Consider the following 18,484-nt stretch of genomic DNA (forward strand, 5'->3'; position numbering starts at 1 on the left):
CCGGACGGAGGAGACGATGTACCAACTCTATATCGCCAACAAGAACTACTCGTCCTGGTCGCTGCGGCCATGGGTGCTGATGCGGGCGCAGGGCATCGACTTCGCCGAGCGGCAGGTGCTGTTCGGGAACCTGCCGGGGTATCCGGATTTCCGCTCCTTTTCGCCGACGGGCAGCGTTCCGTGCCTCATCGACGGCGGCCTGACCGTGTGGGACTCGATGGCGATCGTCGAGTACCTGGCCGAGCGCCATCCGGGCGTCTGGGCCGAAGATGCCGTCGCCCGCGCCTGGTCGCGTTCGGCCGCGGCCGAGATGCATTCCGGCTTCCGCAGCCTGCGCAACATCTGCGGCATGAGCTGCGGCGTACGCGTGGCGCTCAGGGAGCGCCCGGCCGACCTCGAAAAGGACATCGCGCGGATCGGCGAGCTGTGGAACCAGGGGTTGGAACGCTTCGGCGGCCCGTTCCTGGCCGGCCGCCACTTCACCGCCGTGGACGCCTTCTTCGCCCCCGTGGTGTTCCGGGCGCTGACCTACGGGCTCGATTTCGGCGGCCGCGCCGGGACCTATGTCGCAACCATGCTGGCAACCCCGGCGATGCGCGAATGGTACGACGCTGGCCTGGCGGAGACCTGGCGCGACCAGCCGCACGAGGACGAGATCGCGGCGTCCGGGACGATCACCGCCGACCTGCGCGCCCGCGCCTGAGCTGCAAGCTTACATCTTGTCGATGAGCGACTGGACGCCTTCGGTGGGCGTGGCGTCCGCGCCCGCCGCGACCAGTATAGCGGCGACCACCGCTTCGGGCTCGTCGATGACGAGCGGCTGCACCAGATGCGAGGTATGGACGAAGCCTTCGGTCCGCATGTGATCGATGAGCGACAGCATCGGATCCCAGAAGCCGTTGACGTTGGCGAAGGCGATCGGCTTGCGGTGATGGCCGAGCTGCGCCCAGGTCATCACCTCGACGATCTCCTCGACCGTGCCGATGCCGCCCGGAAGCGCCACGAAGGCGTCGGACTTCTCGAACATCGCATGCTTGCGCTGGTGCATGTTGTCGGTGATGACGAGTTCGTCGAGCCGGCCGAGGGCGCTCTCGGTCGCTTCCTTGTTCATCAGGAAGCGCGGTATAATGCCAGTGACCTTGCCGCCGGCGCGCCTGGCGCCATCGGCGACCGCGCCCATGACGCCCTTGGTGCCGCCGCCATAGATGAGCCGCAGTCCGGCCTTGGCGATCGAGCGGCCGAGCAGATGGCCGGCCTTGATGTAGACCTCATCGCGGCCCGGCGAGGAGCCGCAATAGACGCAGATGGATCGAATCGTGTTCATGCCTGATTGGGTATTGCGTCTGTGGGCAGGGTCAAGCCCGCGCCGGGCTTTTTCTTGTCGCTGCCGGCAAAACAAGGTAGACCCGTCGCGCGGCTAGGGGCAGGAACAATAATGGCAATCAATCCGTTGAAAATCTTCCTTCTGGCAGCTGGCGGCTCGGCCGCGGCTGCCGGTATTGCATATGTGTCGGGCGTGCTCGATCCTTACCTCGCGCAGCCGCCGGCGGCGGTGGCGAACCTGCAGGCTCCGGCCACGTCCGCGCCTGCCGTGCCGAGCGCGCCCAAGGCCGCCGAGCCGGCCAAGCCCGCGGCCGAAGCCACGGCTCCGGCCCAGCCGGCAGCAGGGGTGGTGCCGCCGTCCTTCGATGTCGTCCGTGTCGAGGAGAACGGCTCGCTGGTGATCGCCGGCAAGGCCCCGGCCAGCGCCAAGGTCGAGATCGTCACCGGCTCCAAGGTCATCGGCGCGGCGACGGCCGGCGTCGACGGCGACTTCGCCGTGGTGCTCGACAAGCCGCTCGAACCGGGCGACTACCAGATCGTGCTGCGCTCGACCGCTCCCGACAACCTGGTCGCCACGTCGACCGAGACGGCGGTGGTTTCAGTTCCCGAGCAGCCGGGCGGTCAGGTACTGGCGCTGGTCGAGGAGCCGGGCAAGCCGTCGCAGCTGATCACCGTTCCCAAGGCGCCGGCCGAACCAGCTGCGCCGCCCGCATCCGACCAGCCGGCGCAGGGCAGCGCCACAGTGGCGCCGGCGGCGCCGCAGGCCGCCCCGGCAGCGCCCGAGGCGGCCGCCAAGGTCAAGGTCGCCGTCGAGGCGGTCGAGATCGAGGGCAAGAAGGTCTTCATCGCCGGAACCGCCGACGCCGGCCGCAAGGTGCGTGCCTATGCCAACGAGATCCTGGTCGGCGAAGCCGTGACCTCGCCAGAGGGCCGCTTCCTGATTGAGGCCGAGCGCGAACTGCCGGTGGGCGACTACATCGTCCGGGTCGATGCGCTCGAGGCCGACGGCGTCAAGGTGGCGGCGCGCGCCGCGGTGCCGTTCACGCGCGAGCCCGGCGAGGCGGTGGCCGCCGTGGCTCCCGCGCAGCCCGCCCAGGCAGAGACGCAGCCGGCAGCGCCTGCCGGGCAGGCAGGAACCCAGGCGCCGGCGCCGGCTGCGGGCACCTCCGACAAGCCCGCCGAGGTGGCTGCTGCCCCGAGCGCGCCCGAAAAGCCGGCCGAGACCGCTGCCGCGCCTGCCGCTCCTGTAGGCGAGACGCCCGCGGCGACGGCGCCGAAGCTGCAGCCGGTCAACGGTGCGGTGATCATCCGCCGCGGCGATTCGCTGTGGCGTATCTCGCGCCGCGTCTACGGCTACGGCGTGCGCTACTCGACCATCTATCTCGCCAACCAGGACCAGATCCGCGATCCCGACCGCATCTGGCCGGGCCAGGTGTTCCGCGTTCCGGAGAAGTCCAAGGAAGGCGAAGCCGCGAACATGGGCGCCATGGGCGATCAGGCGATGCCAGCCCAGGCACCCAAGCAGTAGGGCAAGAGCACGGATTTCCGGTAATTGCGGTTGCGAAGGTTAATTTCATCGTCTATCGTCGATGGACGATGAAAGCCTTCCATCCAGATACGCATTGCGGCACCGCCTCCAGCGAGGACGTGGCCCAGAAGCTTGCGGCGCTCTCGCATCCGGCGCGGCTGCAGATCCTGAGGCGGCTGGGCGGCGGCAGGTCTTGCTGCTGCAAGGAGGTGGTCGAGCATCTCGACCTCGCCCAGTCGACGGTTTCCCAGCATCTGAAGATCCTCGTCGAGGCCGGGCTGGTGCGTTATGCGCCGGAGCGGCAGCGTTCCCGCTACCAGATAAATGAGGCGGCGCTGGCCGAGGTTTCGGCCTCAGTCGCCGCGCTCGTCGAATCCTGCTGCGCCGTCGACGGCGCCGACTGCTAATCAAGGCAAGACCAGTGGCTAACAAGACCGTTTCCGCCGATCGCGGCTCGACCTTCAGCACGATCAAGAACCTGTGGCCCTATATGTGGCCGGACGATCGCCCCGACCTCAAGATGCGCGTGGTCTGGGCGACGGTGTTCCTGGTCGTCGCCAAGCTGACGCTGGTGGCCGGGCCGTATTTCTTCAAATGGGCGACCGACGCGCTGGCCGGCGACCAGCGTTCGCCGTTGGCGCTGCCGGCATTCCTGCTCGCGCCGGTCATGCTGGTGGTCGCCTACAATGTCGTGCGCATCGTCCAGCTCGGCTTCAACCAGCTGCGCGACGCGCTGTTTGCCAGCGTCGGCCAATATGCGGTCCGCCAGCTTGCCCACCGGACCTTCGTGCACATGCACGAACTTTCGCTGCGCTTCCATCTCGAGCGGCGGACAGGCGGGCTGTCGCGCATCATCGAGCGCGGCACCAAGGGCATCGAGACGATCGTCCGCTTCACCATCCTCAACACCGCCCCGACCGTTCTCGAATTCGCGCTGACGGCCGGCATCTTCGCCGTCGCCTATGGCTGGAAATATGTCGCCGTGGTGGCCGTGACGGTGTGGCTGTATGTCTGGTTCACGGTCAAGGCGAGCGACTGGCGCATCGCCATCCGCCGCGAGATGAACGATTCCGATACCGACGCCAACACCAAGGCGATCGATTCGCTGCTCAATTTCGAGACGGTGAAATATTTCAACAACGAGCGCATGGAAGCCGAGCGCTTCGACCGCTCGATGGCGCGATACGAGCGCGCCGCGACCAAGACCTGGACTTCGCTGGGCTGGCTCAACTTCGGCCAGGGCGTCATCTTCGGCCTCGGCATGACCGTGATCATGTGGATGTCGGCGCAGGAGGTGATGGCCGGCACGCAGACGGTGGGCGACTTCGTCTTCGTCAACGCCATGCTGATGCAGCTTTCCGTGCCGCTCAACTTCATCGGCATGATCTACCGCGAGATCCGCCAGGGCCTGACCGACATCGAGAAGATGTTCGACCTGCTCGACGTCGAGCAGGAGGTGGTCGACAGGCCCGGCGCCAGGGCGCTGGTGGTCGGGTCCGGCCGCGTCGAGTTCCGCGACGTGCATTTCGCCTATGACAAGAACCGGCAGATCCTGAAGGGCGTGAGCTTCGAGGTTCCGGCCGGCAAGACGGTCGCCATCGTCGGCCCCTCGGGCGCCGGCAAGTCGACGATCTCGCGGCTGCTGTTCCGATTCTACGACATCCAGCAGGGCGCGATCCTGATCGACGGCCAGGACCTGCGCGACGTGACGCAGGAAAGCCTGCGCGGGGTGATCGGCATGGTGCCGCAGGACACGGTGCTGTTCAACGACACCATCGCCTACAACATCCGCTACGGGCGCATGAACGCCGACGAGGAGGATGTGCGCAAGGCGGCGGAACTGGCCCAGATCTCGGGCTTCATAGAGCGCATGCCCGACGGCTACAAGTCGATGGTTGGCGAACGCGGGCTGAAGCTCTCGGGCGGCGAGAAGCAGCGCGTGGCGATCGCCCGCACCATCCTCAAGGCGCCGCCGATCCTGATGCTGGACGAGGCGACCTCGGCGCTCGACACCCAGACCGAACAGGACATCCAGAGCGCGCTCGACATGGTCAGCAAGGGCCGCACCACGCTGGTGATCGCCCATCGCCTGTCGACGGTCATTTCCGCCGACGAGATCATCGTGCTCGAGGACGGCAGGATCGCCGAACGCGGCACCCATGCCGACCTGCTCAGGCACCGCGGCCTCTACGCCAGGATGTGGGATCGCCAGCGCGAGGCGAGCGAGGCCGAGGAGCGGCTGCGCAAGGTGCGCGAGGAGGACGAGCTCGGCGTCATCGCACGCCGTCGCACGCCGGAGGTCGCCGAGCGCAGCTGAACCGAAACCGCGTCGCCGCTGCGCCGATGTCGCGTTGCGGCGGCTGTCCGTTTCCGGTAAGCACTCCGGAACCTCAACAGCCGGGGCAGCCCCTTCATGAGCATAGCCGATACGATCCGCAACGCCTTTGTTCCGGTCCATCGCGAAGGGTACCCATTCATCGCCGGATTCGCGGCCGTTGCCGTTCTTCTGGGGCTGTTCTCGACCTCGCTGTTCTGGATCGGGGCGATTCTGACGGCCTGGTGCGCCTATTTCTTCCGTGATCCCGAGCGGGTCACGCCGCTCGACGACAGGCTGGTCGTCAGCCCAGCCGATGGCGTGGTTTCGGCCGTCGGCCCCGCCGTGCCGCCGCGCGAGCTCGGCCTCGGCGCGACCGAGATGACCCGTATCTCCGTGTTCATGAACGTCTTTTCCTGCCACGTGAACCGGGCGCCGGTGCGCGGCAAGATCGTCCGCATCGAGCATCGGCCGGGCAAGTTCCTCAATGCCGAGCTCGACAAGGCGAGCCAGGAGAACGAGCGCAACGGCATAGTCATCGACAGCCCGAACGGGCAGGTGGCGGCGGTGCAGATCGCCGGCCTGGTGGCCCGCCGCATCGTCTGCTGGGCGGACGTCGGCGGCAACATCGCGGTCGGCGAGCGCTTCGGCCTGATCCGCTTCGGCTCCCGCGTCGACGTGTTCCTGCCCGCCAATGCGGTTCCGCGCGTCGCCGTCGGCCAGACGGCCGTGGCCGGCGAGACCGTGCTGGCAGAATTCGGCGGGGCGAGCCACGCGCCGCTGGTACGGGTTTCCTGACGATGGTGGCGCCGTTCAAGCCCTTCGAGCCGCATGGGCGCGGCGGTCCGCGCATCCGCGAGATCCCACTGCGCCTGGTGCTGCCCAACCTCATCACCGTGCTCGCCATATGCGCCGGCCTGTCGGGGATCCGGCTCGCCTTCGAGGGGCGCTTCGAGCCCGCCGTGGTGATGGTGCTGGTCGCCGCCTTCCTCGACGGCATCGACGGCCGGCTCGCCCGCATGCTCAAGGCGACGTCGAAATTCGGCGCGCAGATGGATTCGCTGGCCGACATCGTCAACTTCGGCGTGGTCCCGGCGCTCGTGCTCTATGCCTTCCTGCTCGACCGTGCCGGCTCGCTCGGATGGATCGCGGCGCTGCTCTTCAGCATTGCCTGCGGGCTGAGGCTCGCCCGGTTCAACGTGCTCGACGACGACCTCGAGCGGCCGGCCTGGCAGGCCGAATATTTCGTCGGCGTTCCGGCTCCTGCGGGTGCGGTGGTGGTTTTGGCGCCGATGTACCTGGCCTTCCTGGGGCTGGAACCCACGCGCACGGTAGCCTATGCCGGAACGGCCTTTGCCATCCTGGTCGCCTTCCTTCTGGTCAGCCGGCTGCCCGTCTATTCCGGCAAGAAGCTCAGGATCAGGCGCGAATACCTGCTGCCGGTGATGCTGGCGGCGGTGTTCTACGTGCTTCTGCTGACCGTCTATCCGTGGCAGACGCTGACGGCTTCGGTCGCGGGCTATCTCCTGTTCCTGCCGCTGAGCGCCAGCGCCTATGCGCGCCGGGCCAAGATCGAGGCGGCAGCCGAAGCCGCCGCTGCCGAGACCACAACCGAAACTCCTGACGCCACGCCGGAAGCTTAGGCCGCCGCCAGGCCCAGCTGCTCGATCGCCATGCGGCGCGCCGTCACGTAGTCGGTCTTGCCGGAGCCGAGCACCGGCAATTCCCCGACCTTGACGATGTCGTGCGGGACCATGAGGTCGGCCACGCCGGCCTGCTTGCCGTAGAGCCGCAGGGTCTCGGCATCGGCATTGCCCGCGGTGGTGACGAGCACGATGCGCTCGCCCTTGCGCTTGTCGGGCACGGCGACGGCGGCGTGATGCTCCTCGGGCCACAGCGACTGCACCAGCATCTCGACCGCGCCGAGCGACACCATCTCGCCGGCGATCTTGGCGAAGCGCTTGGCGCGGCCGCGGATGGTCAGGAAGCCCTCGCGATCCACCGAAACGATGTCGCCGGTGTCGTGCCAGCCGTCGAGCGGCTGCAACTCGCCGGGCCGGTCGGCGGTCATGTAGCCCATCATCATGTTGGGGCCGGTGAGCCAGAGCTGGCCGCCTTCGCTGACGCCCTCGACGGGCTCGAGCCGCATGCGGATGCCCGGCAGCAGCCGTCCCACCGTGCCGTCGCGGTTGTGCGTGGCGGTGTTGACGGCGACGACCGGTGCGGCCTCGGTCAGCCCGTAGCCCTCGACGATCTCGGCGCCGAAGCGGTCGCGCCAGACGCGGCGCGTCTCCTGGCGGACCGGCTCTGCACCGGCGACGACGAAGCGCAGGCTCGAAAAGTCGCCGTCCTCCGCCGTCCGAGCATAGGCGGACAGGAAGGTGTCGGTGCCGAACATGATGGTCGGGCGGGCCTTGCGGGCGATGTCGGGGATCAGCTTGTAGTGCAGCGGCGAGGGATAGAGGAACAGCCGCACGCCGGTCAGCAGCGGCAGGATGGTGCCGCCGGTCAGGCCGAAGGAATGGAAGGCCGGCAGCACGTTGAGCAGCTTGTCGGCGGGCGAGATGGAGATGCGGGCCTCCGCCTGCATGGCATTGGCGATCAGGTTGCGGTGCGACAGCACCACCGCCTTGGGCGTGCCTTCCGAGCCCGAAGTGAACAGGATGACGGCGGGTTTCGACGCGTTCTGCGGCCGCAGCGGGCGATGCCACTGCAGGGCGGCAGCCGCCTTCTCGGGCGCCGAAACGCCTTTGCGCAACTCCTCCAGCCAGAGCATGCGGGCACCGGCCTGCTCGATCGCGGCGACGACGTCGGCGAGATCGGCCTTTTCGATGAAGGCCTTCGAGGAGACGACCACCCTGATCTCGGCGGTCTTGACCGCCGAGGCGACGTTCGCCGGACCCGCGGTGTAGTTGACCATCGCCGCGACCCGGGCGGCCGAAACCAGCCCCATGAGCGCGATGACCAGCCCGTTGGCGTTGGGCAGGAGCACGCCCACCGCATCGCCCGGTGCCGATACGGCCTCCAGGCGCCGGCCGATCACGCGCGCGCCCGTCATCAGCATGCGGTAGCTCAGGGCACCTGTGACGACGTCCTCGACGATCGTCCGCGACGAGCCGAAGCGCTCGGCGGCGTCGCACATGGCGTGGAAAAGCCCGCCGTCGAGCTCGGCGGCGGCGAGGCGCGCCTCGGCGAAGCGGTCGAAGAAGGCGTTGGCGGAGGTGGTGTGCGCGACGCCGGCTCGCTCGGACAGCTCGGCGATGGTCATCGGCGCGAGCGCTGCGATGCCAAGCCGCGGGAACCAGCTGCGCGGCGCCTGTTTCGGCGGCGTCAGCGACGAGGGCAAGTGGCGCGCCCCGCCGACGAAGATGGGCACGATCCTGGCGTCGGCCTGCATGGCGATGCGGGCGACGGCGCGGAACAGGCGGAACGACTTGACGTCCGGTTCGACGCTGTCGGGGAAATAGACGGCGAGGCGGCCCTTGCCGCGCAGCACGCGGACGAGCCGGCGGCTGACGAAGACATGCTCGGCGTTGAAGACGATGTTGCGCGCCAGCGTCCGCCAGGGGTCGAGCCAATGTGCGTCGGCCGATGCCTCGTCGAGGATGTGCAGCGTGTCGTCGGGCAGCAGCGACAGCATCAGCGCCGGTTCGATGCGCGACTGGTGCGAGACCACGTAGATGACCGGGGCGGTCGCCGCGCGGGCGTCGCGCGTGGCGTCGTCGCGGATGCGGTAGACCAGCTTGAACGGGACGTAGAGCAACGCCTGGCGGAAACGAATGCCGAGCGTGTAGGCCAGCACACCCGCAGCGAGCGCCCAGACCGCCGCGACGCCTAGCAACACAGCACTGGCCAGCAGCATGCCGCACCTCCCAATGCACGCGGTCGTGGACCGCACACCATGAAACTAGACGATGCCGACGCAAGGTCAATTCGCATCGTCTCCCCAATCCCTTTGTCCCAAACAGGAAAAAGCCGGTCTTTCGACCGGCTTGAAGTCTAGGGACGGGTGGAGGGGATGGGGGGATGGGGCAACCCGTCCTGGGCGCTATAACGCGACCAAGGCAAGATGGTTCCGGCGTCGTCACACATTTTGTGACTGGCCACCGGCAGTGAGGGGCCGGCGGGCGGCGTTCCAGTCGCGCCAGGCATGCGCGAACACCGCCGAAAGCACGATTGCGCCGCCGGCGAGGCTCGCCGCCGGCGGTATTTCGGACAGGAACAGCCAGGCGAAGAATATGCCAATCGGCACCTCGGCGGTGCCGATGAGGCCGGCTTCGGCCGCCGGTATGCGGCGCGCGCCCTCGGTCCAGAGCACGACGGCCAGCGCGAAGGTGAAGCCGAAAGCCGCGAGCAGGGGCACGTCGCGGGCTGACACCGCGAGCGGATCGGCCACGAACCAGGCGGGCAGGACGCCGAGGAAGGCCGAAACGGCGCCCGCCCACACCACCGGGGCGGTGCGGAAGCGGCGGACGAGGGCGGCGTAGAGGGCGAAGGCGAAGGTCGTCACCAGGGCGAGGAAATCGCCGAAGGCGTGGCCGCCGCCCAGCCCGGACCCGACCATGATGGCCACGCCTGCCAGGCAGGCGGCCGCGGCGACCGCCGTCTCGCGCCGGAAGGCCTCGTTTGCCAGCACCCACGCCATGAGTGCCACCACAAAGGGCACGGTGGCGTAGATGACCACGACATTGGCGACATAGGTGTTCTTGAATGAGGCGATGAAGACGATGCTGGCGAACGTGCCGAGCCCGGCGAGCAGCCAGCCCTGCCAGCCGAGATGGAGGCTCTCGCCGCCGCCGCGGGCACGGCGCCAGAAGACGTAGGCCGAGATCAGGACGCCACCGACCAGGCCGCGCCAGGAGGTGACGGTCAGCGGATCGGCGTCGATGGATTTGGTCAATATGCCCGAGAGCCCGAAGACGACGGCCGAGAGGGCGACGAGCGCCATGCCGAGCCTGTGTTCCGCCTGCGTGCCGGCCGCGCCCGCCATCGAACCTCTCCCTGCCGAACAAGAGCTTAGCTTAATCGGCGCCAACTGCCAGCCTTGTGTCAGGAGCGGGCGCCCGGCTAGCATGCGGCGCGCAAAGCCGGAGGAAGGCCATGGATGCTGCAGGATTGAAGGCGCTGCAGGCGCCGCTCAAGGAAGCCTATCGCGAGGACGCCGGACGCGCCTTGATCACGCTCAGGGCGAGGGGCGCGGTCGACGACCAGTCGATCGCCTGCAAGGTCGATACCGGCAAGGCGATGGTGACCGCCGGCCTGCATCCCGCGACCGGCGGCACCGGTCTCGAACTCTGCTCCGGCGACATGCTGCTCGAGGCGCTCGTGGCCTGTGCCGGGGTGACGCTGAAGGCCGTGGCGACCGCCCTCGAATTCCGCCTCGGCGAAGCGGTGGTGTCGGCCGAGGGCGATCTCGATTTCCGCGGCACCCTCGGGGTGGCCAGGGACGCGCCGGTGGGCTTCCGCGCCATAAGGCTCGCCTTCAAGCTGGACACGGACGAGCCGCAGGAGCGCATCGACGCCCTCATCAAGCTGACCGAGCGCTACTGCGTGGTGTTCCAGACGCTGAGCGTCCGCCCCGAGCTGTCGGTGACGGCCGAGCGGTGAGGAACCGCAGGGTCGCCGACCCGCTCAGTTGGCGGCGAAGCAGTAGAACAGGCCGTCGCCGCCGGTGCCCTTGAGCGCCTCCTGGCCGCAGCCGCCGCGCGAGGGGTGCGAGGAATTCCACGACTTGGCGGCCGCCGAATCGTCGAGCCCCATGCGGTCGTGGTGGCCCATCATCGCCACGCCCTCGCCGTCGCTGGTCCAGTCGCCGCAGGTCTGGTCGGCGATCCTGGTCCCGTCCGGTTTCGAGCCGGTGAGCATGTCGTGGCGGTTGGGCGTGTCGCCGCGGCCGTTGATGACGTTGCCCTTTTCGTCGAGCGCGGTCTGCTTGTTGATGTTGTTGGCGTCGCTGTGCAGGGAATCGACGTCGTCGGCGACCTTCTGGCCCTTGGCGTTGAACCACGGGCCGTTGCCGACGCGGTCGCGTGCGTCGACGGTGCTGGTCGACAGATAGGCGCGCCATGTCTTGCCGGTCGCGCCGGCGGCCTCCGCGAGCTTCTGGCATTGCGCGTCGGCACCCTCCAGGCCGCCGAGATTGGCGCCCTTGCCGAGGCCGCTGCTGGTGACGAAAAAGCTCATCGTGTTCTCCTGGGCGCCTGCTGCGGCGAGGCCGGCATAGAGTGCGGCGGACAAAACGAGGATGCGCTTCATCGGATAGTCCTCCCTGGATGGCGATCGAGGCCTGCAAAACTAGGGCGCGGCGCCATCGAGGGCCAATCACGCTTGTGTGTCGCTCGCCTGACGATTTCGTCTGGCTGCAAGACGCTCTAGATCGGCCAGACGAGCAGCAGAAACGGCACCGCCACGGCGATCACCAGCAGCGACAGCGGCAGGCCGAGACGCGGATAATCGGAGAACTTGTAGCCTCCCGGCCCCATGACCAGCGTGTTGCACTGATGCCCGATCGGGGTGAGGAAGTCGCAGCCGGCGCCGATCGCCACGGCCATCAGAAATGCCTCGGGCCGGTAGCCGAGCGTGCTGGCGAAGCCGGCCGCGATCGGGGCGACCACCAGCACCGTCGCTGCGTTGTTGAGGAACGGCGTCACCGCCATCGCGACGACGAGGATGAGCGTAAGCGCCCCGGCCGGGGGGAGGGCGGAGGCGAAATCCGCGAGCCAGGCCGCGATCAGGTCGGTCGCCCCGGTGCGCCTGAGCGAGTCGCTGACCGGGATGAGGGCCGCCAGCATGACGAGGATCGGGCCGTCGATGGCGTCGTAGACGTCGCGCAGCGGGATGACGCGAAACAGCACCATGGCGATTGCCGCGCTGAAGAAGGCGAAGGGCACCGGCAATAGCCCGAGGGCTGTGGCCGCCATCGCCGCCACCAGAATGGCGAGGGGGACGATGCCGCGGCGAAAACTGCCGAGCAGGATCGGACGCTGCGCCAGCGGCAGGCAGCCGAGTTCGCGCAGGATGTCCGGCAAGGTCTGCGGGTTGCCCTGAAGCACCACGACGTCGCCCAGGCGCAGGGTGACTGCGCCGAGGCGCTCCTGGATGCGCTCGCCCTTGCGGCTGACCGCAAGCAGGTTGACGTTGTAGCGGTCGTAGAGCGCGAGCCGCTGGGCAGAGCCGCCGATCAGTCGGGAATTTTCGCTGATGACGGCCTCGACGGCGGTCGCGGCATGCTTGCCGCCGGCCGAATCGCGGCTGCCGGTGACGCTGAGCTTGGCCTGCGCGACCAGGCGGTCCAGCACGTCGGGAGCCCCCTCGATCAGAAGGATGTCGCCTTCGATCAGCTTGACGTCCGGGAACGGCGTCATGTGCTGGGCGCGCGAACGCAGGATCGAGGTCACCATCGCGCGCCCGCCGCCGATCTTGACCAGATCGGCCAGGTTCTTGCCGACCACGGTGGAGTCGCCGACGACGCGCGCCTCGGTGACGTAGTTGTCGATGTCGATGGCTTCGTGGATGGAGGCCGCGGCGCGCGACCTGATCGGCACCAGCTTGTAGAACAGTACAAGGAAGACCACGCCGGCGACCGCCAAAGCTGCGCCGACCGGCGTGAAGTCGAACATCGAGAAGGCTTCGCCGGTCATCTCCTGGCGCACGCGCGAGACCACGATGTTGGGCGAGGTGCCGACCAGGGTCATCAGGCCGCCGAGCAGCGCGCCGAATGCCATCGGCATCAGGAACACCGAAGGCGAGGTGTTGGAGCGCCGCGCGAACTGGTAGGCGATGGGGATCATGATCGCCAGCGCGCCGATGTTCTTCACGAAGGCGGAGAGCACGGTGACGATGACGACGAGCAGCGCAAGCTGGGCGCGCACGCTGGCGACGTCGGGCGCGAAGCGCTGGATGGCGTATTCCATGATGCCCGAGCGGGCGACACCGGCACTGACCAGAAGTGCTGAACCGACGATGATGACGATGTCGTCGCTGAAGCCGGTGAAGGCGCTTGCGGTCGGAACGACGCCGGCCGCGACTGCGACGATCAGCGCGCCGCAGGCGACGAGGTCATAACGGTACCGGCCCCAGATGAACGCCGCCATCATCAGCGCGATGACGGCGATGGACATCAGCTGGTCGGTCGTCATGCGGCGGAAGTCCCCACTTCGGTCGGTCGGCGATGGTCAACGTTGCAGCAGTATTATCGTGGCCTCCCGCGCCGGCCAATGCCCGAAGCGGCAACGGCCGGGCCGGGCAGCAGGAGAATGCTCAGGCCGGCTGCTGGTAGGAAACCCAGCGCTGTTCGCGCGCCTGATAGATCAGGCCCGTATTGGTGAGGGCAGGGTCGACCAGCGGCAGCATGTGGACCGCGACCTCGGAGGGGTGCGGCACCGTTTCGGGGTTTTCGCCGGGCATTGCCTGGGCACGCATCGCGGTGCGGGTGCGGCCCGGGTCGAAGGCGTTGACGCGCAGCCTCAGATTGCGGGTCTCGTCGGCCCATGAGCGCATCAGCGTCTCGACCGCGGCCTTGGATGCGGCGTAGGGCGCCCAGAAGGCGCGCGCCGAATGGGCGGCGTTGGAGGTGACGACCACGGCGCGGCCGGCGTCGGAAAGGCGCAGCAGCGGATCAACCGAGCGTATCAGCCGCCAGGTGGCGGTGACGTTGACCGCCATCACCTTGTCGAAGACCTTGGCTTCGACATGGCCGATGGGGGCGATGACGCCGAGGACCGCGGCGTTCGCCACCAGGATGTCGAGCTTGCCCCAGCGCTCGTGGATCGATCCGCCGAGCCGGTCGATGCCGGCCATGTCGGTGAGGTCGAGCGGCACCAGCGTCGCCTGGCCGCCGGCTGCCTTGATCTCGTCGTCGAGCTCCTCCAGGCCGCCGACCGTGCGGGCCACGGCAATGACATGGGCGCCGGCAGCGGCAAGCTGCTTGGCGGTGTGGTAGCCGATGCCGCGCGAAGCGCCGGTGACGAGCGCGATGCGGCCGGAGAGGTCGGGAGTAGTGGTCATACGGGCATCCAGTTCGAGCGGGTCGATCCGCAGCCTGATAGGACGATTTCGCCGCGAACAAAACCCCGCGCGGGAGAATGGATGCAGGCTCCGGGCGGCAACACGCGAATTTGTCCGCCCAAAATGCCGGAAATGCGTGCTGGCTTCGGCGGCTTTCCGTTCCCGCTGCTGCTGGCATGGCCGGCGGCGATATTCGCAACCGACCTGCTCCAGGCGCTGCTGAGCGGCGCCTTCTTCTCCGAGGCCGCGCTGCGTGCCGGAACCTATGTGATCTTCATGGCCTCACTGGTTTTGGGTGCAGTACCCAAAACCTTTGGCCATGCGACAAACCCAACCGTTGAAATCCGGTTCGTTGGCGCTGTTGGGGTTGGCGGCCATCAGCACAGCACCAACCCCAAAGGCGATCAGCAAATAGATCTTGCTTCGGCCAGACATCAACTACGGGCTGGGATCTACACCCCACCGGTGGCGAGCAGCGACAGGGAGCGCACGTTGTCGGCGCCCTCGTGGTCGAGCAGGCGGGTCGGGTACTGGCCCGAGAAGCAGGCGTCGCAGAACTGCGGCTGCTCATCGTTGCGGCCGGCCTCGCCGACGGCGCGGTAGAGCCCGTCCATCGACAGGAAGCCGAGCGTATCGACACGGATGAACTCGGCCATCTCCTCGATCGACATGCGCGAGGCGAGCAGCTTCGACTTTTCCGGCGTATCGACGCCGTAGAAGCACGAGGCGCGGGTGGGCGGCGAGGCGATGCGCATGTGCACTTCCCTGGCGCCGGCGTCGCGCACCATCTGCACGATCTTCTGGCTGGTGGTGCCGCGCACGATGGAGTCGTCGACCAGCACGACGCGCTTGCCCTCGATCATGCGGCGGTTGGCGTTGTGCTTGAGCTTGACGCCCATGTGGCGGATCGAGTCGCCGGGCGAGATGAAGGTGCGGCCGACATAGTGATTGCGGATGATGCCGAGCTCGAAGGGCAAGCCGGCCTCCTGGCTGAAGCCGATCGCCGCAGGCGTGCCCGAATCGGGCACGGGCACCACCAGGTCGGCATCGACCGGGCTCTCGCGCGCCAGCTCCATGCCGATGCGCTTGCGCACGTCGTAGACGTTGCGGCCTTCGACCGAGGAATCGGGACGGGCGAAGTAGACGTATTCAAAGATGCAGAAGCGCGGCTTCTGCGGCTCGAACGGGAAGTGGCTCTCGACGCCCTTGGAGGTGATGACCACCATCTCGCCCGGCTTGAGGTCACGGACGAAGCGCGCGCCGATGATGTCGAGCGCGCAGGTTTCGGAGGCGAGGATCCAGGCGCCGTCGAGGTCGCCCAGCACCAGCGGGCGGATGCCGAGCGGATCGCGGCAGCCGATCATCTTCTTCGACGACAGCGCCACCAGCGAGAAGGCGCCCTCGACCTGGCGCACCGCGTCGATGAAGCGCGCATTGAGGTCGCGCTCCTTGCTGACGGCGACGAGGTGCAGGATCGTCTCGGTGTCGGAGGTCGAAGAAAAAATCGCGCCTTGCTTCTGCAGGGCGCGCTGGACGGTCATGGCGTTGGTGAGGTTGCCGTTGTGGGCGATGGCGAAGCCGCCGTCGGCCAGCTCGGCGAAGAAGGGCTGCACGTTGCGCATGCCCGCCCCGCCGGTGGTGGCGTAGCGCGTGTGGCCGATGGCGCGGTTGCCCTTGAGCCGGTCGATGACCGCTTGCTTGGTGAAGGTGTCGCCGATCAGGCCGATGTGGCGCTCGACGTGGAACTGGCTGCCGTCATAGGAGACGATGCCGGCAGCCTCCTGGCCGCGATGCTGGAGGGCGTGCAGCCCCAGCGTCACGATGGCTGCGGCCTCCTGCCGGCCGAATATGCCGAACACGCCGCATTCGTCGTGGAAATGATCGTCGGCTTCCGCTGAAAGGGCGGTCGATGCGTCTGCCATGGGGCGAGGCCTCTCGTCGCAAAAACGCTATATAGTGCCAAGGGGCGGGAAGGGCAACGCGACTTACGCGCCCCTCGCGCCTTGATCAGTTGTTTGTCGGCGCCGGCTCGGCGGGCGCGTCGGCCTCGCCTTCGGGATGCGCCTCGGTTCCACCCGCCTCGGCTCCGCCTTCGGCCGGCGGTGCCGCGGTGCCGGTGTCGAGGCCCTGCGGATTGAGCTTCTTGAGGATCGAGTTTTCCGGATCCTCGGGCAGCAGGTTCTCGAGCGAGGTGCCGATGCTTTCGAGCAGCGGCCGCGACTTGGCTTCGGCGATCCAGGCCGGCGCCTTGTCGCCGACGAGCCAGCTGAAGAACAGCAGGCCGACGGCGACGACCAGGATGCCGCGGGCGGCGCCGTAGAGGAAGCCGAGCGTACGGTCGAGCGCGCCGATGCGGCTGTCGATGATGAAGTCGGCGATCTTCATGGTGATGATGGTGACCACGATCAGCGCGACGATGAAGACGATGCCGGCCGCGGCCGCCATGGCGATCTTCTCGTTGTCGATATAGGGCTGAACGTAGGGGACGACCGGCTTGTAGAGCAGGAAGGCGGCGACCGCCGCGGCTGCCCACGACGCGATGGACAGCACTTCGCGGGAGAAGCCGCGAACCATCGCGAGCATCGCCGAAACCAGGGTGAAGCCGACCAGAATTCCGTCGAGCAGCGTAATCGGCATCGTGTCACTCACTCCATGACGACGGTGTCAGTCCGTCTCTTCCGCGCGGCTTCGCCTTGAGCCGGCTATCCGTGCCACCAGATCCGAAAGCTCGGACGGCTGGAACGTTCCGGCACCCGCACCGCCTGCGATGTCCCCACTGCCGGAGGGCAGCACGGCCCTTCCGAACCCCAACTTTTCGGCCTCTTTAAGGCGCTGCTGCGCATGCGCAACGGGTCTTATCGCACCGGAAAGACTGATTTCGCCGAAATAGACGCAATCCGCGGGCAGAGCAATACCGGTGAGCGACGAAACCAGTGCGGAAGCCACGGCGAGATCAGCCGCGGGCTCGGAAATGCGGTAGCCGCCGGCGACGTTGAGATAGACGTCGTGCTGGCCGAAGCGGACGCCGCAATGCGCCTCGAGCACGGCGAGCACCATCGACAGGCGCGACGAATCCCAGCCGACGACGGCGCGGCGCGGCGTGCCGAGCGTCGAAGGCGCCACCAGCGCCTGGATCTCGACCAGCACCGGCCGGGTGCCCTCGATCGCGGCGAAGACGGCCGCCCCAGGCGCCTTGGCGTGGCGTTCGCCGAGGAACAGTTCGGACGGATTGGCGACCTCGCGCAGTCCCTTGTCGGACATTTCGAAGACGCCGATCTCGTCGGTGGGGCCGAATCGGTTCTTCACCGTGCGCAGGATGCGATAGTGGTGGCCACCTTCGCCCTCGAAATAGAGCACGCCGTCGACCATGTGCTCGACCACGCGCGGGCCGGCGATCTGGCCTTCCTTGGTGACGTGGCCAACCAGCACCACGGCAGCACCCGTCGACTTGGCATAGCGGATCATCGCCTGGGCCGAGGCGCGCACCTGGGTGACCGTGCCGGGAGCGGAATCGGCGAGATCGGTCCACAACGTCTGGATCGAATCGATGATGACGAGATCGGGCCGCTTGCCGTCGGCGATGGTGGCGAGGATGTCCTCGACATTGGTTTCGGCGGCGAGTTCGACCGGAGCGGACGCCGCGCCAAGTCTTTGCGCGCGCAGCCTGATCTGGGCGACGGCCTCTTCGCCCGAGACATAGACGATGCGGTGGCCCTGGCGGGCAAGCGCCGCCGCCGCCTGGGTGAGCAGGGTCGACTTGCCGATGCCGGGGTCGCCGCCGATCAAAAGCGCCGAGCCGCGGACGAAGCCGCCGCCGGTGGCGCGGTCGAGCTCGCCGATGCGCGAGACGATGCGCGGCGCATCCTCGATGTCGCCGTCGAGCGAGGTGAGCGTGACGGCACGGCCCTTGCGCGCGCTCTTCAGCGAGGACGGACCGGAGCCGATGCCGCCTGCCGTGCCTTCCTCGACGAGCGTGTTCCACTCGCCGCAGGAATCGCATTTGCCGGCCCAGCGCTGATGCGCCGCGCCGCAATTCTGGCACACGAACTGGGTGCGGGTCTTAGCCATGGGGGGTCTGTCTGCCGGAAACACGGGAAGGCAGCGTTCTACGTTGCCCCCCTCTGTCCTGCCGGACATCTCCCCCACAAGGGGGGAGATCAGCTATCAGGTACGACTGCACCCCATTCTGCGACGTTTCAAACGGGCGAAAGTCGAGCGGCCGGCCAATCTCCCCCCTTGTGGGGGAGATGTCCGGCAGGACAGAGGGGGGCGCTGCCCCGCCTACGTCACCAACAACTGGCGAAAATCCGCTC

The 18,484-nt window shown here is 67.8% G+C and carries 16 protein-coding genes and 1 pseudogene; 8 read left to right on the plus strand and 9 right to left on the minus strand.

Annotation, left to right across the window (positions count from 1 at the left end):
- Positions 1-16: 16 nt before the first annotated feature.
- A complete protein-coding gene (locus tag AmiPiv_RS02860) occupies positions 17-703 on the plus strand; it encodes a glutathione S-transferase family protein (protein ID WP_340035729.1) in 687 nt (228 codons plus the stop codon).
- Positions 704-712: 9 nt separating this feature from the next.
- Here the strand turns inward: AmiPiv_RS02860 and AmiPiv_RS02865 are convergent, their stop codons facing one another.
- Positions 713-1,324, minus strand: a complete 612-nt coding sequence (locus tag AmiPiv_RS02865; RefSeq protein ID WP_340035730.1) for an LOG family protein — start codon at positions 1,322-1,324, stop codon at positions 713-715.
- A 111-nt stretch (positions 1,325-1,435) separates the two neighbouring features.
- Here AmiPiv_RS02865 and AmiPiv_RS02870 point away from each other — a divergent pair, with 111 nt between their 5' ends.
- From AmiPiv_RS02870 to AmiPiv_RS02890, 5 genes are all read left to right on the plus strand, one after another.
- Entirely contained in the window at positions 1,436-2,851 is a 1,416-nt protein-coding gene (locus tag AmiPiv_RS02870) for a LysM peptidoglycan-binding domain-containing protein (RefSeq protein WP_340035731.1), read from the plus strand.
- 68 nt (positions 2,852-2,919) lie between these two features.
- On the plus strand, positions 2,920-3,258 hold the full coding sequence (locus AmiPiv_RS02875) for an ArsR/SmtB family transcription factor (protein ID WP_340035732.1): 339 nt from the start codon (positions 2,920-2,922) through the stop codon (positions 3,256-3,258).
- A 14-nt stretch (positions 3,259-3,272) separates the two neighbouring features.
- Positions 3,273-5,168 (plus strand): ABCB family ABC transporter ATP-binding protein/permease, encoded by a 1,896-nt coding sequence (locus tag AmiPiv_RS02880; RefSeq protein ID WP_340035733.1) that lies wholly within the window; start codon positions 3,273-3,275, stop codon positions 5,166-5,168.
- Between the two features lie 96 nt (positions 5,169-5,264).
- Positions 5,265-5,963 (plus strand): phosphatidylserine decarboxylase, encoded by a 699-nt coding sequence (locus AmiPiv_RS02885; protein WP_340035734.1) that lies wholly within the window; start codon positions 5,265-5,267, stop codon positions 5,961-5,963.
- A 2-nt stretch (positions 5,964-5,965) separates the two neighbouring features.
- Positions 5,966-6,808: a CDP-alcohol phosphatidyltransferase family protein gene (locus AmiPiv_RS02890; RefSeq protein WP_340035735.1), complete on the plus strand. Its 843-nt coding sequence runs from the start codon at positions 5,966-5,968 to the stop codon at positions 6,806-6,808.
- Here the strand turns inward: AmiPiv_RS02890 and AmiPiv_RS02895 are convergent.
- Together AmiPiv_RS02895 and AmiPiv_RS02900 are read right to left on the minus strand one after the other, a co-directional pair.
- On the minus strand, positions 6,805-9,027 hold the full coding sequence (locus AmiPiv_RS02895; RefSeq protein WP_340035736.1) for an AMP-binding protein: 2,223 nt from the start codon (positions 9,025-9,027) through the stop codon (positions 6,805-6,807). The genes AmiPiv_RS02890 and AmiPiv_RS02895 overlap by 4 nt on opposite strands.
- Before the next feature lie 222 nt (positions 9,028-9,249).
- The gene (locus AmiPiv_RS02900; protein ID WP_340035737.1) at positions 9,250-10,155 is read right to left on the minus strand and encodes a DMT family transporter; all 906 of its coding nucleotides are present in this window, start codon (positions 10,153-10,155) and stop codon (positions 9,250-9,252) included.
- A 110-nt stretch (positions 10,156-10,265) separates the two neighbouring features.
- On the opposite strand from AmiPiv_RS02900, the gene AmiPiv_RS02905 reads away from it, so the two are divergent.
- A complete protein-coding gene (locus tag AmiPiv_RS02905; protein WP_340035738.1) occupies positions 10,266-10,772 on the plus strand; it encodes an OsmC family protein in 507 nt (168 codons plus the stop codon).
- A 24-nt stretch (positions 10,773-10,796) separates the two neighbouring features.
- Here AmiPiv_RS02905 and AmiPiv_RS02910 read toward each other — a convergent pair whose 3' ends face one another.
- The 3 genes from AmiPiv_RS02910 to AmiPiv_RS02920 all read right to left on the minus strand — a co-directional run bounded on the left by AmiPiv_RS02910 (position 10,797) and on the right by AmiPiv_RS02920 (position 14,171).
- Positions 10,797-11,420, minus strand: a complete 624-nt coding sequence (locus tag AmiPiv_RS02910) for a hypothetical protein (protein WP_340035739.1) — start codon at positions 11,418-11,420, stop codon at positions 10,797-10,799.
- A 116-nt stretch (positions 11,421-11,536) separates the two neighbouring features.
- Complete coding sequence (locus AmiPiv_RS02915; RefSeq protein WP_340035740.1) at positions 11,537-13,303, minus strand: SLC13 family permease; 1,767 nt, start codon at positions 13,301-13,303, stop codon at positions 11,537-11,539.
- Between the two features lie 121 nt (positions 13,304-13,424).
- Positions 13,425-14,171: an SDR family NAD(P)-dependent oxidoreductase gene (locus AmiPiv_RS02920; protein ID WP_340035741.1), complete on the minus strand. Its 747-nt coding sequence runs from the start codon at positions 14,169-14,171 to the stop codon at positions 13,425-13,427.
- Positions 14,172-14,321: 150 nt separating this feature from the next.
- Here AmiPiv_RS02920 and AmiPiv_RS02925 point away from each other — a divergent pair.
- Positions 14,322-14,453, plus strand: a pseudogene (locus AmiPiv_RS02925) (DoxX family protein); the annotation flags it as partial.
- A 170-nt stretch (positions 14,454-14,623) separates the two neighbouring features.
- On the opposite strand, the gene purF reads toward AmiPiv_RS02925, so the two are convergent.
- The 3 genes from purF to radA all read right to left on the minus strand — a co-directional run bounded on the left by purF (position 14,624) and on the right by radA (position 18,239).
- The gene (gene purF / locus AmiPiv_RS02930; protein ID WP_340035742.1) at positions 14,624-16,093 is read right to left on the minus strand and encodes an amidophosphoribosyltransferase; all 1,470 of its coding nucleotides are present in this window, start codon (positions 16,091-16,093) and stop codon (positions 14,624-14,626) included.
- Positions 16,094-16,178: 85 nt separating this feature from the next.
- On the minus strand, positions 16,179-16,808 hold the full coding sequence (locus tag AmiPiv_RS02935; protein WP_340035743.1) for a CvpA family protein: 630 nt from the start codon (positions 16,806-16,808) through the stop codon (positions 16,179-16,181).
- 27 nt (positions 16,809-16,835) lie between these two features.
- On the minus strand, positions 16,836-18,239 hold the full coding sequence (gene radA / locus AmiPiv_RS02940; protein WP_340035744.1) for a DNA repair protein RadA: 1,404 nt from the start codon (positions 18,237-18,239) through the stop codon (positions 16,836-16,838).
- Between the last annotated feature and the right edge of the window lie 245 nt (positions 18,240-18,484).

The organism is Aminobacter sp. Piv2-1 (genome assembly GCF_037625995.1).
In the GTDB taxonomy this organism is placed as follows: domain Bacteria; phylum Pseudomonadota; class Alphaproteobacteria; order Rhizobiales; family Rhizobiaceae; genus Aminobacter.

Coding starts and splice junctions, on each gene's coding strand:
- purF (WP_340035742.1), bottom strand. CDS start 16,093: ATGGCAGACGCATCGACCGCCCTTTCAGCGGAAGCCGACGATCATTTC.
- AmiPiv_RS02915 (WP_340035740.1), bottom strand. CDS start 13,303: ATGACGACCGACCAGCTGATGTCCATCGCCGTCATCGCGCTGATGATG.
- AmiPiv_RS02860 (WP_340035729.1), top strand. CDS start 17: ATGTACCAACTCTATATCGCCAACAAGAACTACTCGTCCTGGTCGCTG.
- AmiPiv_RS02920 (WP_340035741.1), bottom strand. CDS start 14,171: ATGACCACTACTCCCGACCTCTCCGGCCGCATCGCGCTCGTCACCGGC.
- AmiPiv_RS02865 (WP_340035730.1), bottom strand. CDS start 1,324: ATGAACACGATTCGATCCATCTGCGTCTATTGCGGCTCCTCGCCGGGC.
- AmiPiv_RS02910 (WP_340035739.1), bottom strand. CDS start 11,420: ATGAAGCGCATCCTCGTTTTGTCCGCCGCACTCTATGCCGGCCTCGCC.
- AmiPiv_RS02895 (WP_340035736.1), bottom strand. CDS start 9,027: ATGCTGCTGGCCAGTGCTGTGTTGCTAGGCGTCGCGGCGGTCTGGGCG.
- AmiPiv_RS02875 (WP_340035732.1), top strand. CDS start 2,920: ATGAAAGCCTTCCATCCAGATACGCATTGCGGCACCGCCTCCAGCGAG.
- AmiPiv_RS02885 (WP_340035734.1), top strand. CDS start 5,265: ATGAGCATAGCCGATACGATCCGCAACGCCTTTGTTCCGGTCCATCGC.
- AmiPiv_RS02900 (WP_340035737.1), bottom strand. CDS start 10,155: ATGGCGGGCGCGGCCGGCACGCAGGCGGAACACAGGCTCGGCATGGCG.
- AmiPiv_RS02870 (WP_340035731.1), top strand. CDS start 1,436: ATGGCAATCAATCCGTTGAAAATCTTCCTTCTGGCAGCTGGCGGCTCG.
- AmiPiv_RS02905 (WP_340035738.1), top strand. CDS start 10,266: ATGGATGCTGCAGGATTGAAGGCGCTGCAGGCGCCGCTCAAGGAAGCC.
- radA (WP_340035744.1), bottom strand. CDS start 18,239: ATGGCTAAGACCCGCACCCAGTTCGTGTGCCAGAATTGCGGCGCGGCG.
- AmiPiv_RS02890 (WP_340035735.1), top strand. CDS start 5,966: ATGGTGGCGCCGTTCAAGCCCTTCGAGCCGCATGGGCGCGGCGGTCCG.
- AmiPiv_RS02935 (WP_340035743.1), bottom strand. CDS start 16,808: ATGCCGATTACGCTGCTCGACGGAATTCTGGTCGGCTTCACCCTGGTT.